This is a genomic window from Pseudomonas sp. GM41(2012) (genome assembly GCF_000282315.2).
Taxonomy (GTDB): domain Bacteria; phylum Pseudomonadota; class Gammaproteobacteria; order Pseudomonadales; family Pseudomonadaceae; genus Aquipseudomonas.
This window is the reverse complement of record NZ_AKJN02000006.1, coordinates 1358358-1372055: the sequence shown is the minus strand read 5'-3', so window position 1 is coordinate 1372055 and position 13698 is coordinate 1358358. Positions and strand designations below refer to the sequence as shown.

The following is a 13698-nucleotide window of genomic DNA, read 5'->3' as shown; positions in this document are numbered from 1 at the left end:
AAGAAGGAATACCTTATGCCTGCTAAAGAATTCCGCCATTTCATCAATGGTGAATGGGTGAGTAGCGCCCGTACCTTCGAGAACCGAAACCCGGCCGATAACAGCCTGATCGGCTTGGTGCATGAGGCCGGCAAGACTGAAGTCGACGACGCCGTGCGAGCTGCGCAAGCGGCATTGAAAGGCCCGTGGGGCAGCATGACCGTCGCCCAGCGAACGGCGCTGTTGCACAAGGTGGCCGATGGCATCGAACGTCGCCATGAAGAGTTCGTGGCGGCCGAAGTGGCCGATACCGGTAAACCCCGCGCGCTCGCCGGACATTTGGACATTCCCCGTGGTGCGGCCAACTTCAAGGTGTTCGCCGACCTGATCAAGAATGTGCCGACCGAAAGTTTCGTGATGGATACGCCTGACGGTGGCAAAGCCGTGAACTACAGCGTGCGAGCACCGCGTGGCGTCATCGCCGTTGTTTGCCCCTGGAACCTGCCGCTGTTGCTGATGACCTGGAAGGTCGGGCCGGCCCTGGCCTGTGGCAATACCGTCGTGGTCAAACCTTCCGAAGAGACACCGGCCACTGCCACGCTGCTCGCCGAGGTCATGAATGAAGCCGGCGTGCCACCCGGTGTGTACAACGTGGTGCATGGATTCGGCGGCGACTCGGCCGGCGCGTTCCTCACCGCTCACCCAGAGGTTAATGGTGTCACCTTCACCGGTGAAACCGGCACGGGTGAAATCATCATGAAGGCCGCAGCCAAGGGTATCCGCCCGGTATCGCTGGAGCTGGGTGGCAAAAACGCCGGCATCGTTTTCGCCGATGCGGACCTGGAAAAGGCCGTCAAAGGGTTGGGGCGCGCCGTGTTCGAGAACAGCGGTCAGGTGTGCCTGGGGACCGAGCGCATCTACGTGCAACGTCCGCTGTTTGAACGCTTCGTCGCTGCATTCAAGGCCCACGCCGAAGGCATCAAGGTGGGTGATCCCAATCAGCACGACAGCACCATGGGGCCGGTGATCTCGCTCGGTCACCGCGAGAAGATCCTTTCCTATTGCCGCCAGGCTGTCGCCGATGGTGCCACGGTGGTCCACGGCGGTGGCATTGCACAGGTGCCGGAGCACCTGGCCGAAGGGGCCTGGTTCGAGCCGACGATCTGGACCGGCCTTGCGGAAACCTCGGCCGTGGTGCGCGAGGAAATCTTCGGCCCGGTTTGCCACATCGCACCCTTTGATACCGAAGAAGAAGTCGTCCGCCTGGCTAACGACACCCCCTATGGCCTCGCCGCCAGCGTGTGGACCTCCAACCTGCAGGTCGCCCATCGTTTGGGCAGCGCGCTGGACGTGGGTGTCTGCTGGATCAACTCGTGGTTCCTGCGCGACCTGCGTACCGCCTTCGGCGGCGCCAAGCAGTCGGGTATCGGCCGTGAGGGGGGCGTTCATTCGCTTGAGTTCTACACCGAGCTGCGCAATGTCTGCGTGCGGCTGTAAGGAGCCATTCATGAATAAGCAAGAGATCCACGTTCTCGGCCAGCAACTGCATCAGGCCCTCAGCAACCGCCAGGCTGTGGCGCCGTTGACCGACACCTATCCGGACATGACCCTGGAGCAGGCCTATCAGGTACAGCTGGCGATGATCCAGCGACGCCTTGATGACGGCCAAAAGGTCATTGGCAAAAAGATCGGCGTCACCAGCAAAGTGGTGATGGACATGCTCGGCGTCGATCAACCGGACTTCGGTCATCTGCTCTCGGACATGCTCTATGCCGACGGCGCCGCTATCGCCATCGACGGCTTGATCGCACCCAAGGCCGAAGGCGAGATCGCTTTCGTGCTCAAGGAAGATCTGCGCGGCCCCGGCATCACCGTGGCTGATGTGTTGCGGGCCACGGCCTATGTGATGCCGTGCTTCGAGATTGTCGATTCGCGCATTCGTGACTGGAAAATCCGTATCCAGGACACCGTTGCCGACAACGCCTCCGCCGGGGCTTTCGTCCTGGGCGGGCAGGGCGTGGCCCCGCGTGACGTCGACCTGGCCTGTGTCGGCATGACCCTGGAAAAGAATGGTGAAGTGGTCGCGACCGGCGCGGGCGCCGCAGCCCTCGGCCATCCGGCGAATGCCGTGGCCTGGCTGGCCAACAAACTCGGCCAACTGGGCATCGGCCTGAACAAGGGCGAAGTCATTCTCTCCGGTTCGCTAGCCGCCATGGTGCCGGTCAAGGCCGGTGATCAATTGCGCATCAGCCTGGGCGGTATCGGCTCGGCCTCCGTTCGTTTTGTTTGAAGGAAACCCTTATGAATCTCTCTGCAGCAACTATCGCCCAACTGGCTGAACACCTGGAAAACGCCGAGCTCAACCGTGAGCCGGTGGCCAAGATCACCGACGCCCACCCGGACATGGACTGGGAAGACGCCTATGCGATTCAGGACGCCATTCGCCAGCGCAAGGAGTCCCGCGGGGTACGAATTGCCGGCCTGAAAATGGGCCTGACTTCTTTCGCGAAGATGAAGCAAATGGGGGTCACTGACCCGATCCACGGCTTCCTCACGGACTACGGTTCTTGCCTGGACGGCTCGGCTATCGATGTCGACGGGTTGATCCATCCCAAAGTCGAGGCCGAGATCGCCTTCGTCCTCAAGTATCCGCTCAAGGGCCCAGGCATCCATGTGGGCGACGTATTGGCGGCCACCGATTTCATCCTGCCGGCGGTCGAAGTGATCGACTCTCGCTACGAGAACTTTCGCTTCGATCTCAAGAGCGTGATTGCCGACAACACCTCTTCGGCACGCTTCGTCACTGGCGGACAAATGTGCGGCGTGCAGGGCATCGACCTCAAATGCCTCGGCGTGGTGCTGGAGAAGAACGGCGAAGTGGTCGCGACCGGTGCCGGCGCCGCGGTGCTTGGGCACCCGGCGCAGAGCGTCGCCATGCTGGCCAACATGCTCGGTGCCAAGGGGCGTGAACTGCCGGCTGGCTGTTTCATCATGACCGGTGGCATCACCGAGGCCATTGCCGTTGCTGCCGGGGACAACATCACCGTGCGCTACCAGCATTTGGGCAGCGTCTCCATGCGCTTCACCTCGTCCAGCCAGCGTTGATCCGGAGCTATCGACCATGCCTATCGCCATGATCCACCTCGCCGAGGGCCGCAGTGAAGAGAAGAAGCATGCACTGTTGGTCAACGTCACCCAGGCCATCGCGCAAAGCCTCGATGTGCCCGTAGAAAGCGTACGCGTGCTGCTCCAAGAGATTCCCGAAACCCAGTGGGCCGCAGGTGGCAAGACCCTTGCCGAACGCCGGCGCGGTAACGCCTGATCCCCAGGCTGTGTGCAACGACAGGACACAATAACAATGAGCAATCCAATCAGCGTCGCCATCATCGGCTCGGGCAATATCGGCACTGACCTGATGATCAAGATTTTGCGTCACGGCAAGCACCTGAAAATGGCCGCGATGGTCGGTATCGATCCGGCTTCCGACGGTCTGGCCCGCGCCGAACGCATGGGAGTGGCCGTGACCCATGAAGGCGTTGAAGGCCTGACCCGCATGGACGTCTTCAAGGACATCGAATTCGTCTTCGATGCCACCTCGGCCGGCGCGCATGTGAAGAACGACGCCTTCCTGCGCTCGATCAAACCGGGCATTCGCCTGATCGACCTGACGCCCGCGGCCATCGGCCCGTACTGCGTGCCGGTGGTCAATCTGGAGCAGAATCTCGGCCAACTCAACGTCAACATGGTCACCTGCGGTGGCCAGGCGACCATCCCGATGGTCGCGGCGGTATCGCGAGTGGCCAAGGTGCACTACGCCGAAATCGTCGCCTCGATCGCCAGCAAATCCGCTGGCCCTGGCACCCGCGCCAACATCGACGAATTCACTGAAACCACCTCCAAGGCCATCGAAGTGATCGGCGGCGCTGCCAAGGGCAAGGCGATCATCGTGATGAATCCGGCCGAACCGCCGTTGATGATGCGCGACACGGTGTTTGTGCTGTCCGAAGCCGCCGATCAAGCGCTGGTCGAAGCCTCTATCGTCGAGATGGCTGCCGCCGTACAGGTTTATGTGCCGGGCTATCGCCTGAAGCAAAAAGTCCAGTTCGACGTGATCCCTGAAGACGCGCCGCTGAATATTCCGGGCCTCGGCAAATTCTCTGGCCTCAAGACTTCGGTGTTCCTCGAAGTCGAAGGTGCTGCCCATTACCTGCCAGCCTACGCCGGCAATCTCGACATTATGACCTCCGCTGCCTTGGCCACCGCCGAGCGCATGGCGCAGTCGATGCTGAACGCCTGAGGAGACCGACATGACTTTTAATCCCGGCAAAAAACTCTACATTTCCGACGTGACCCTGCGCGACGGCAGCCATGCCGTTCGCCATCAGTATTCGATCCAGAATGTGCAGGACATTGCCCGTGCCCTGGACAAGGCCAAAGTCGACTCGATCGAAGTCGCCCATGGTGATGGTCTGCAAGGTTCAAGCTTCAACTATGGCTTCGCTTCGCACACCGACCTTGAGTGGATCGAGGCCGCCGCCGATGTCATCAGTCACGCCAAAATCACGACCTTGTTGTTGCCTGGCATCGGCACGGTGCATGACTTGAAAGCGGCCTACAACGCTGGTGCCCGGGTGGTGCGCATCGCCACCCATTGCACCGAAGCGGATGTGTCGAAACAGCACATCGAGTACGCCCGCGAGCTGGGCATGGACACCGTTGGCTTCCTGATGATGAGCCACATGATCCCGGCCGAGCAGTTGGCCGCGCAGGCCAAGCTGATGGAAAGCTACGGCGCGACGTGCGTGTACATGGCTGACTCCGGCGGGGCGATGAACATGCAGGATGTGCGCGAGCGTTTCCGTGCGTTCAAAGCGGTGCTCAAACCGGAAACCGAAACCGGCATGCACGCCCACCACAACCTGAGCCTGGGGGTGGCTAACTCCATCGCCGCGGTGGAAGAGGGCTGTGATCGTGTCGATGCCAGCCTGGCTGGAATGGGCGCCGGTGCAGGCAACGCGCCGCTGGAGGTGTTCATCGCCGCGGCCGAGCGATTGGGCTGGAACCATGGCACTGATCTCTACACCTTGATGGATGCCGCCGATGACATCGTCCGCCCCCTTCAGGACCGACCGGTACGGGTTGATCGCGAGACGCTGGCGCTGGGTTATGCAGGCGTTTATTCCAGCTTTCTTCGCCATGCCGAAGCGGCGGCCCAGCGCTACGGATTGCGTACCGTAGACATCCTGGTCGAATTGGGACGGCGAAAAATGGTCGGCGGGCAAGAGGACATGATTGTCGATGTGGCGCTGGACCTGACACGCCGTTGATTGGTGGATACATGCACCAGTCTTTGGTGTTTTTACGGGATTGTCCGTTGCAGTGCCTATAAATAGAGTGGCTGAAACACAAAAGAGAGTGTGTCCATGAGCGATCTTAACGACCGGAATATTATTATTACGGGCGCCTCAGGCGGTATCGGCCGTGCTTCCGCATTGGCATTTGCGAAGGCGGGTGCACGCGTTGTTTTAGTGGATCGTGATGCCTCAGGTCTGGAAGAAACTGCCAGCGTCGTTACGGCGGCGGGAGGCAAGGTTCATTCAATTGTTTGTGATATCACAAATGAAGAAGCTGTCGCTTCAGCCGTTGATGAAGTGGTGACGCGATTTGGACAACTTCATGGCGCGTTTAATAATGCCGGAGTTGAACAAAGCAATTTACCTCTGCATGAAATTTCATCCGCCGCGTGGGAGCGAATTATTCGCATCGATTTGACGGGTGTTTTCTACTGCATGAAGTATCAGATCCGCGCCATGTTAAACAGTGGCGGCGGTGCCATTGTAAACACGGCCTCGTCGCTAGGGTCCGTGGCCATCGCAGCCGCAGCGGATTATGTGGCGGCAAAACACGGTGTGATCGGCTTGACCAAAGCGGCTGCGGTTGACTATGGCACTCTCAATATTCGGGTCAACGCCATTATGCCGGGTGTTATCGAAACACCGATGATCGTGCGTGCCAGTCAAGAGCCGAACTTTGCGAAGCAATTTGCCGCGCTACGTGAACGCCATCCCATCGGTCGCCTCGGGCAACCGGAAGAGATTGCCAAGGCTGCGCTGTGGTTGCTGTCGGATGACGCCAGTTTTGTGACCGGTACAGCGTTAGCTGTCGATGGCGGGTACTTGACCGTCTAAGCCTGCTGTTTTGAAATTCTAATCAAACGGAGTTCTCCATGATTAATATCAGTCGCCGCATTCAGGTTAATGCGCAATCAGAAGCAAACGGCGTGAGCCTGAATCGAAGCCAGGTGTGGGAAGGGCTGGTGAGCAAGGCGCGCAACGCCGTGCCTTACGTCTCGGCAATCACCGAGTGCAACATTGTCGAGGACCAGGGCGATCGCTTCATTCGTGAAGTGGTCTTGCACGGCGAACGCTTGCAGGAACTGGTGATCCTTACGACAGAGCAACAAGTTGATTTCGTGCGCCTCTCCGGGAATGCTCGGGGGATCATTAAAAACGTAATCGAGGAAGAGAACGGCGAACTGTACTTGCGTTTTGCCTTTGATTTTTCTCTGCCAGGTGTCCCGGCCGGTAGCGAAAAAGAACTCGAGTTTGCCAACGGCATGCAAAAGTCCTATCTGGATGCGGTGAGAAGCACGCTGCAAACCATCCGTAACAAGGTCAGTAAATCTGCATAGATTTCAGTGCAACAAGCAAAACCAAAGCTTAAACCAAAGAAAATAAAAACAAGAAATGAGGCGTGCGCCATGAACCATGAATTGACAGGTATGTTTGAAAGTGTCGATCGGTTGTCGGTCGAAGGTTTTTTGAGTTATCTGACCGATGACGTGGTGTTTCGGTTTGGCAATTCCCCGGAAATAGCGGGGAAAGAGGTCGTCAAAGAGGCGATTGAGTCATTTTTCACCCAAATATCCTCGATGGAACACATTCTTCAAGGCGTGTGGCGCGAGGGCGACACGACAATAATGCGTTTTGATACGTATTACACGAAGCATGACGGCACGATTGTTAATGTTCCCTGCTGTGTCGTCGTTCATTTCAATGCTTCCCGATTGATTGATGATTATCGAATTCACATTGATCTTTCACCCCTGTACAGCAGCGCACCTGCTGGTAATGTTATCCAGGCGTCTGCATAACCACTCAATGAGTGCCGGTTGAACTGCACTTGCCAGTCGAAGCCCACGACGCTTTGCTGGCAAGTGCAGTGTTTTGATTTGCGACTATCAGTCAAGGCGTTGTGATGAAGGATTTAAATCTGCTCTATACCTTTGAGGCGTTGTGGCGAGACCACTCGGCTTCAATTGCGGCGCAGAATCTGGGGGTTACCCAGGCAGCGGTCAGCGGTTCGCTCAAGCGGTTGCGAAACGACTATGGAGACAGGTTGTTTACGCTGGTCGGTCGGCGAATGGAGCCGACGCCGTTTTGTGTCCATATCGCGCCGCGACTGTTGGCCTCCCTTGCGATGGTCAGGGAGGCAGGAAGCCAAATGCCGGTGTTTGATCCGAAAAATTGCGAAAAATCATTCGTCTTTAGAATGCGCGACATTGGCGAGGTCGTTTGTTTGCCACCCATCTTGAGCGAATTGTCCAGGGTTGCACCTCAAGCGCGGATACACACCGTCTTGGGTGGGATGGATGAGACGCTCAATGGCCTGTCCACTGGCAGAATAGACCTGGCGCTCGGCTTTATGCCGGCCCTTCAGACTGACATTCACCGTACGCCGGTTTTTTCTCAGCACTATGTCTGCGCCATGCGCAAAGACCACCCCTTGGCAAAACGCGGCTTGAGTCTTGAAGCGTTTGTCACCAGTGAGCATTTGTTGGTTGAGTCCGGTGGTAGCGGTCACCTGGCACTGGAGCGTGCCTTGGTCGATGCCGGCGGTAGAGACTGCATTAAAATGCGCACGCCTCAGTTCTTGTCTGGTCCGCACTTGCTGTTGGATACCGACATGATATGGACGCTGCCCATTTCCCTGGGTAAAACCCTGGCGCGCTTTTATCCTCTCGCCATACACCCTCTGCCGCTGCAAATACCCTCGTTCGAGATTGATCTGTACTGGCATGACCGATTTCACCGAGACCCTCAGAACAAGTGGTTGAGAGAAATGGTCGGTCAGGTACTGCGCAGCCAACAATCAGCCTGGCAATAGTCGTTCTCAACAAGCCGCAGCCATCGTCCCTGACCTCAAAACATGAACGCGCGGGGCGCTTGTCCCTTTATCAAGCGACTCGCTCAATGGTGATGCTTCGTTCCTGGATGCTTTGGGGTAAATGGAGGCTCAGGTAATCGATCAAGCTGCGAACGGATGGCAACATCCCTTTCGGTTTGGGGTAGAGCAGATGGATGATATGCGTTGCACCGGTCCAGGAGGGGATAACGACTTCCAGGGCCTTCGCGCGAACAGAGGCTGCAGCTATGGGTTCCGGCAACAACGCGACGCCCAGTCCATTGACGGCGGCCTCCAGTTGCATGCGTAGATCATCGAAGATGAGACGCGGCTGATGGCTGACCAGCAGCTCCTCACCTGACGAACTGCTGAGGAACCATCGGCCGACGCCGTCATGGATGTCACCAGGACGAGAAAGCGTCTCGATGTCCGACAGGGCCTGGATCGTGGCAGGTCGCCCGACACGATCGAGAAAGCGCGGGCTAGCGACCAGAATCTGCCTGGTTGCCCCTAATTCCTTTGCGACCAACCCGGCTGTTTCTTCAATTCGGGCACGCGATCGCAAGGCCACGTCAAAGCGCTCTTCAAAGAGGTCGACCTCTCGATCTACAGCATTCAACTCAAGCCGCACCTTCGGATACTTTTCCATGTACCCAGGCAGCAGGGGAGCTAAATAACTCTGCGCCATCACCTGAGGACAGCTCAACCGTACCAACCCGACGGGTTCCCGTCGAAGATGCTCCACGCTTTCATAGGCGGTATGCGCACCCTCGACAACGGGTTGGCTGAGCGTAAAGAAATGATGGCCGGCTTCGGTCAGCGAAACCTGGCGCGTTGTGCGATGTAACAGCCTGGCCCCCATTCGCAATTCAAGATCCGCGATATGACGACTGAGCAACGTTTTTTCAATGCCCGTTGCCCGTGCCGCTGCCGAGAAACCTCCATGTTTGACCACCAGTACAAAGTAATAAAGGTCATTAAGGTCTTTCATGCAGTGACGCTCTCCTGCGGGGCACTGTTGAACAATCGTCAACGGAACCTGGCGCTGTACTGATTGGGTTCGAGGCGTGTGGAATGGCTTCGAAGGCTGACGTGGCTATCATTGATCAAAGTGGATGCGGGATAAACTGGCTACAATTGAAATGACTGATCCACTGATGGAGCAATCAACATGGAACTTCTGAACGACATGGCGCTGTTCGTCGAGGTCGTCAAAGCCCACAGCTTTCGCAGGGCAGCAGAAGCGATGGCGATGCCCAATTCGACCTTGTCACGACGCATCAGCGGGCTTGAAAAGGCCATTGGCTTGCGGCTGTTAAATCGCACCACGCGCAAGATCGAATTGACCGAAGCAGGGCAGTTGTACTTTGACCGCTGCAAGCGAATCGTTGACGAGGCGCGGCTGGCGCACGAGCAGCTGGGTGAAATGCTCGCGCATCCAAGCGGCCTTTTGCGCGCGTCATTGCCGGTGGATTTCGCCAACATTTACCTGGCGCCCCTCATCGCCGAGTTCGCCCGACGGTACCCCGGCATCAGCTTTGAATTCGACCTCACGCCGCGCCAGGTCGACCTGGTCAGCGAACCCGTCGATGTGGTTATTCGCATGGGCGAACCGGCAGATTCGAATTTGATTGCACGCAAGCTGGCGAGCCTCTCTCGTCGTTTGTACGCCTCGCCTCGTTATCTGGAACTCAATGGAGCGCCCCGCAATCCGTCTGAGCTGATAAACCACGAATGCCTGCGACTGCGAAAGGCTGGCAAGTGGCAGCTCTCCCACGCAGGCAAAGTGGTGGAAATCGAGGTGGGTGGACGGTTTCAACTCAATAGCGTCGGGATGCTTCGGCGATTGGCGACACTGGATCTGGGGATAGCGCTGCTGCCTGAAGGCATTGCCGCGGACGATCTGCGCACTGGCTTGCTGCAACCGGTACTGCCCCAATGGCAAGCCAATCCGATCCCGGTGTATGCCCTCACTGAAACCCGCCTTTTGCCCGCAAAAACTCAACGTTTCATTGAGTTTCTGCGTGAGCACCTTGAGCACGCTTGACTGGCTGAGTCCGGCGAGTGCTGAGCCAATAAAGGCCACCTATTGCTGTCGCGCCGATCAGCACAGGAAGCGCCAACCAATGGAAGAAGACCTGTGATGTGCCCGCGGTGGAAATAAACCAGGCGCCCAGCATCGAGCCGACAATTGAACCGCAGCGGCCAACGGCCATTGCCCAACTCACCCCGGTCACCCGGGCGGCGGTGGGGTACAAGGTGGCTGACACCAGGTTGAGTCCGTTTTGAGCACCGGCTACACCGAATCCGATGAGAAATACCATGGCGGCCAGCTGATAGGGATCACCCATCAGATAGCCCGTGACAGCAATGACCACAGCCGTCACCGAGTACGAGAGGGTCAGCACAGGGTAGGGACCGACGCGATCCATCAGCAGGGCCATGAGAATGGCGCCGACGGTACCGCCCAGCGGCACCATGGCGCCAATACGCGAAGCGTAAGCGATATCGTAGCCGGCCTCTTTGAGCAGGGTAGGCAGCCAACTGGTCAGCAGATAAAACACAAAGAGCGAGCAGAAGAAGGTCACCCACAGCAGCAGTGTGCGGACCAACCGACCGTCGATGAACAAATGAGAGATCGGCGACCTGACGTGGGCCGGGCGTTCGTCATCGAGGATCGTTACACCGCTCCAGCTTTTTCGGGTGATGCGTTCGACCACCCGGCGCAAGGCGTCGGCGTGCTTGCCCGAGGACACCATGAACCGAACTGACTCGGGCATTAACCAAGCCAACAGTGGCAGTAGCGCCAGCGGCATGACGCCACCCAGTACCAGCACAGAACGCCAGCCGAGTGCAGGAATCATGTGCGCGGCGAGCATGCCGCCCAAGGCCAGGCCAGCGGTGAAGCCACTCCAACTCAAGGTCACCATGATCATGCGCCGGCGGGCGGGGGAGTATTCGGCGCTCAAGGCAATGCACGCCGGCATCGCACCACCCAGGCCGATGCCGGTGATGAAACGCAGAAACGTCAGCGACTCGATCGATTGGGTATAGGCGCTGGCCAGTGTGGCGAGACCAAACACCAGCACTGAAATCAGTAAAACGCTTTTGCGCCCGATGGCATCGGCGATCGGGCCCAGGATCAGGCTACCGACCATCAGGCCGAATAATCCAGTCCCGAAAACCGGTGACAACTGGGCAGGCAACAGACCCCATTCTTCGCGCAGCGACGGGGCAATGTAACCAATGGCTGCGGTATCGAAACCATCCACCAGGACGATGAGGAAGCACAGGGCAAGGATAACGATCTGGTACGGCGAGATCTTCGCGCTGTCGATGATCTCGCCAATTCGGGCGTTGTCAGGGTTCATGCGGCTACCTTTTATTTTTTTTATCTGGACGTGATCGTCGCCAAGCGCTTTAAATAAAGGAAGCCAATTCTAATTATTCAAACTATCTGGTTTTGTTATACCTATGCGCACCGACCTCAACTTGCTCCGCGTCCTGCTAGCCGTTTATGAAACCGGCAATGTCACCGCGGCAGCGAAGCGGCTAGGCATGAGCCAACCCGCAACCAGTGCTGCACTGGCCCGCCTGCGTCACTCACTGGGAGATCCACTGTTCATTCGCTCGGGTAACGTGATGGAGGCGACGCCACGGGCGCAAGGCATCATTGAGCGCACCCGCGAAGTGATCGAAATAATCGACCGGGACATCCTCAGCGGCCCGACCTTCGACCCTGCTACTAGCGACCAGGAGTTCGTCTTTTGCCTGAGCGAAGTGGGTGAAGTGGTCTTTCTACCTGCGCTATTCCAGAGCCTGCGCAGCGCGGCACCGAATACTCGCATTCGAACTGTCAGTCTGGCACCTGATGAGCTTGTGGAGAACCTGCATGAAGGCCGGGTCGATGCGGTGCTTGGCTATTTTCCCGACCTCACAACCCCCAACATCTATCAGCAGCGGTTGTTCTCTCATGACCTGGTCTGTCTGATCCGTCTCGATCACCCGCTGGCGGGGGAGCAACTGTCCCTGGAGGACTTCATCAGGCTGGAGCATCTGCAGGTACGTGATGGCAGCCGACGCCAGGAAATGTTCGAAGCCCACCTGACCAAAGCAGGTATCCACCGCAACATCGTGCTGCAGACGTCTCACTACATGAGTGTGCCATCGATCATCGAACGCTCTGATTTGATCGTGGTGTTGCCCCGGACCGTTGCCAACATGTACACGCATAATCTGAACGTGCGAATGGTCGAGCCTCCCGTGGACATTCCACGCTACGACCTCAAGCAGTACTGGCATGCACGCTTTCACGAAGCGCCTAGAAGTGTCTGGCTAAGGCGATTGATCATGTCGGTATTCAATGGGTGACGTGCCCGACAAACCGGAGTGGTAAGAACCCGAATATAACCGCAACTTGATTTTTTCAACCCCGCCTGTCTTCTCCCTTTAGACCCCCTCACCGCGATTGTTGCTTGAGAGCAACAGTCCTTGGTGATTTCCGTGCCTAGTCAATAAGTAGTGGTCTACCTACAGTTCGGCAACTCATTAACCACCGCGACTGATCGGGTGTGTTATTGCAAGATCTGTTCTTATAAAAACAAGCAAGAATAACGGAGTGCTTATGAGTCATCGTCTGCGGGGTAAAGTTTGCATTATTACAGGCACTGGCGGGTCAATGGGGCGAGCGGCTGCGTTAATGTTCGCACAGCAAGGTGCCAAAGTAGTGGGGTGTGACATCTATCATGAGGCGGCTCAGGAGACGGTTGATGCCGTGAAGTCCATGGGTGGGGAGATGGTTTCATTAAACAATTGTGACTTGACGGACCCTGCCAACTGCACCCGGTTAGTTGAATTGGCGGTTTCGGAATACGGGCGCGTCGATGTGTTATTCAATAATGCGGCGATGGCCTATTTTGGTTGGATTGATCAGATATCAAACGAGGACTGGCATCGAACAATCGATCAGGAACTGAATCTGGTTTTCCATCTCGTGCGTGCAGCCTGGCCGGAGTTAATCAAGTCCCCGGGTGCTTCCATCATTAACACAGCGTCGGTTTCGGCATGGTCGACCTACCGCATGCTCCCCGGAATCGCGCACAGCGCGGCCAAAGGGGCCGTGCTTTCCATGACTCGCCAACTGGCGCTGGAAGGCCGGGTCCATGGCTTGCGCGCCAACAGCATTTCCCCTGGGTTGATTGAGTCCAAGCAAACAATCCCGTTGCTGCAGGATCCCGAGTGGGCTGAAACTATGGTGGGCAAAGTGATGCTGGGGCGTTTGGGTAAGCCCGAAGAAGTTGCGGCCACTGCTTTATTCCTGGCCTCTGATGAAAGCTCTTTCATTACGGGTACTGATATTCGGGTCGATGGTGGTACCACTGCCTGGTAACTCTACCTGACATTAAGTTTGATTATTCAACTGGTCTGCCTGAAACAAGGAGGGGCTCTATTGCCTTGCAAATAATAAATACCCCTTAGAGGCAGGCCCTGTTGTTCTGTTTGTTCTGTTTGTTCGCATGAATCTTCGTAATCAAA

At 57.3% G+C, this 13698-nt stretch carries 15 protein-coding genes; 13 read left to right on the top strand and 2 right to left on the bottom strand.

Features of this window, described 5'->3' with window-relative positions; all coding sequences use genetic code 11:
* Positions 1-15 precede the first annotated feature (15 nt).
* The 10 genes from PMI27_RS19730 to PMI27_RS19775 all read left to right on the top strand — a co-directional run bounded on the left by PMI27_RS19730 (position 16) and on the right by PMI27_RS19775 (position 8145).
* The gene (locus PMI27_RS19730) at positions 16-1476 is read left to right on the top strand and encodes a 2-hydroxymuconic semialdehyde dehydrogenase (RefSeq protein WP_008157149.1); all 1461 of its coding nucleotides are present in this window, start codon (positions 16-18) and stop codon (positions 1474-1476) included.
* Positions 1477-1486: 10 nt separating this feature from the next.
* Positions 1487-2269 (top strand): 2-oxopent-4-enoate hydratase, encoded by a 783-nt coding sequence (gene dmpE / locus PMI27_RS19735; protein WP_008157147.1) that lies wholly within the window; start codon positions 1487-1489, stop codon positions 2267-2269.
* A gap of 11 nt (positions 2270-2280) precedes the next feature.
* Positions 2281-3084, top strand: coding sequence for a 2-oxo-3-hexenedioate decarboxylase (gene dmpH / locus PMI27_RS19740; protein WP_008157146.1), 804 nt, complete (start codon positions 2281-2283; stop codon positions 3082-3084).
* 16 nt (positions 3085-3100) lie between these two features.
* Positions 3101-3301, top strand: a complete 201-nt coding sequence (locus PMI27_RS19745) for a 2-hydroxymuconate tautomerase family protein (protein WP_008157144.1) — start codon at positions 3101-3103, stop codon at positions 3299-3301.
* A 36-nt stretch (positions 3302-3337) separates the two neighbouring features.
* A complete protein-coding gene (locus PMI27_RS19750) occupies positions 3338-4276 on the top strand; it encodes an acetaldehyde dehydrogenase (acetylating) (protein WP_008157142.1) in 939 nt (312 codons plus the stop codon).
* A 10-nt stretch (positions 4277-4286) separates the two neighbouring features.
* Positions 4287-5306 (top strand): 4-hydroxy-2-oxovalerate aldolase, encoded by a 1020-nt coding sequence (dmpG, locus tag PMI27_RS19755; RefSeq protein ID WP_008157140.1) that lies wholly within the window; start codon positions 4287-4289, stop codon positions 5304-5306.
* A 96-nt stretch (positions 5307-5402) separates the two neighbouring features.
* Entirely contained in the window at positions 5403-6167 is a 765-nt protein-coding gene (locus PMI27_RS19760) for an SDR family NAD(P)-dependent oxidoreductase (RefSeq protein ID WP_008157138.1), read from the top strand.
* A 38-nt stretch (positions 6168-6205) separates the two neighbouring features.
* The gene (locus PMI27_RS19765; RefSeq protein WP_008157137.1) at positions 6206-6670 is read left to right on the top strand and encodes an SRPBCC family protein; all 465 of its coding nucleotides are present in this window, start codon (positions 6206-6208) and stop codon (positions 6668-6670) included.
* Positions 6671-6739: 69 nt separating this feature from the next.
* Positions 6740-7132, top strand: coding sequence for a nuclear transport factor 2 family protein (locus PMI27_RS19770; RefSeq protein ID WP_008157136.1), 393 nt, complete (start codon positions 6740-6742; stop codon positions 7130-7132).
* Positions 7133-7236: 104 nt separating this feature from the next.
* Positions 7237-8145 carry a LysR family transcriptional regulator gene (locus tag PMI27_RS19775; protein WP_008157135.1) on the top strand — a complete coding sequence of 303 codons (909 nt, stop codon included), beginning with the start codon at positions 7237-7239 and terminating at the stop codon, positions 8143-8145.
* A gap of 70 nt (positions 8146-8215) precedes the next feature.
* Here PMI27_RS19775 and PMI27_RS19780 read toward each other — a convergent pair whose 3' ends face one another.
* Entirely contained in the window at positions 8216-9154 is a 939-nt protein-coding gene (locus PMI27_RS19780; RefSeq protein ID WP_008157133.1) for a LysR family transcriptional regulator, read from the bottom strand.
* Between the two features lie 180 nt (positions 9155-9334).
* On the opposite strand from PMI27_RS19780, the gene PMI27_RS19785 reads away from it, so the two are divergent.
* Positions 9335-10210 carry a LysR family transcriptional regulator gene (locus PMI27_RS19785; protein ID WP_008157131.1) on the top strand — a complete coding sequence of 292 codons (876 nt, stop codon included), beginning with the start codon at positions 9335-9337 and terminating at the stop codon, positions 10208-10210.
* Here PMI27_RS19785 and PMI27_RS19790 read toward each other — a convergent pair.
* Entirely contained in the window at positions 10173-11534 is a 1362-nt protein-coding gene (locus tag PMI27_RS19790) for an MFS transporter (RefSeq protein ID WP_008157125.1), read from the bottom strand. The genes PMI27_RS19785 and PMI27_RS19790 overlap by 38 nt on opposite strands.
* Before the next feature lie 103 nt (positions 11535-11637).
* On the opposite strand from PMI27_RS19790, the gene PMI27_RS19795 reads away from it, so the two are divergent.
* Both PMI27_RS19795 and PMI27_RS19800 read left to right on the top strand, forming a co-directional pair.
* Positions 11638-12534 carry a LysR family transcriptional regulator gene (locus PMI27_RS19795; protein WP_008049895.1) on the top strand — a complete coding sequence of 299 codons (897 nt, stop codon included), beginning with the start codon at positions 11638-11640 and terminating at the stop codon, positions 12532-12534.
* 253 nt (positions 12535-12787) lie between these two features.
* A complete protein-coding gene (locus PMI27_RS19800; RefSeq protein WP_008157123.1) occupies positions 12788-13552 on the top strand; it encodes an SDR family NAD(P)-dependent oxidoreductase in 765 nt (254 codons plus the stop codon).
* Positions 13553-13698: the final 146 nt, after the last annotated feature.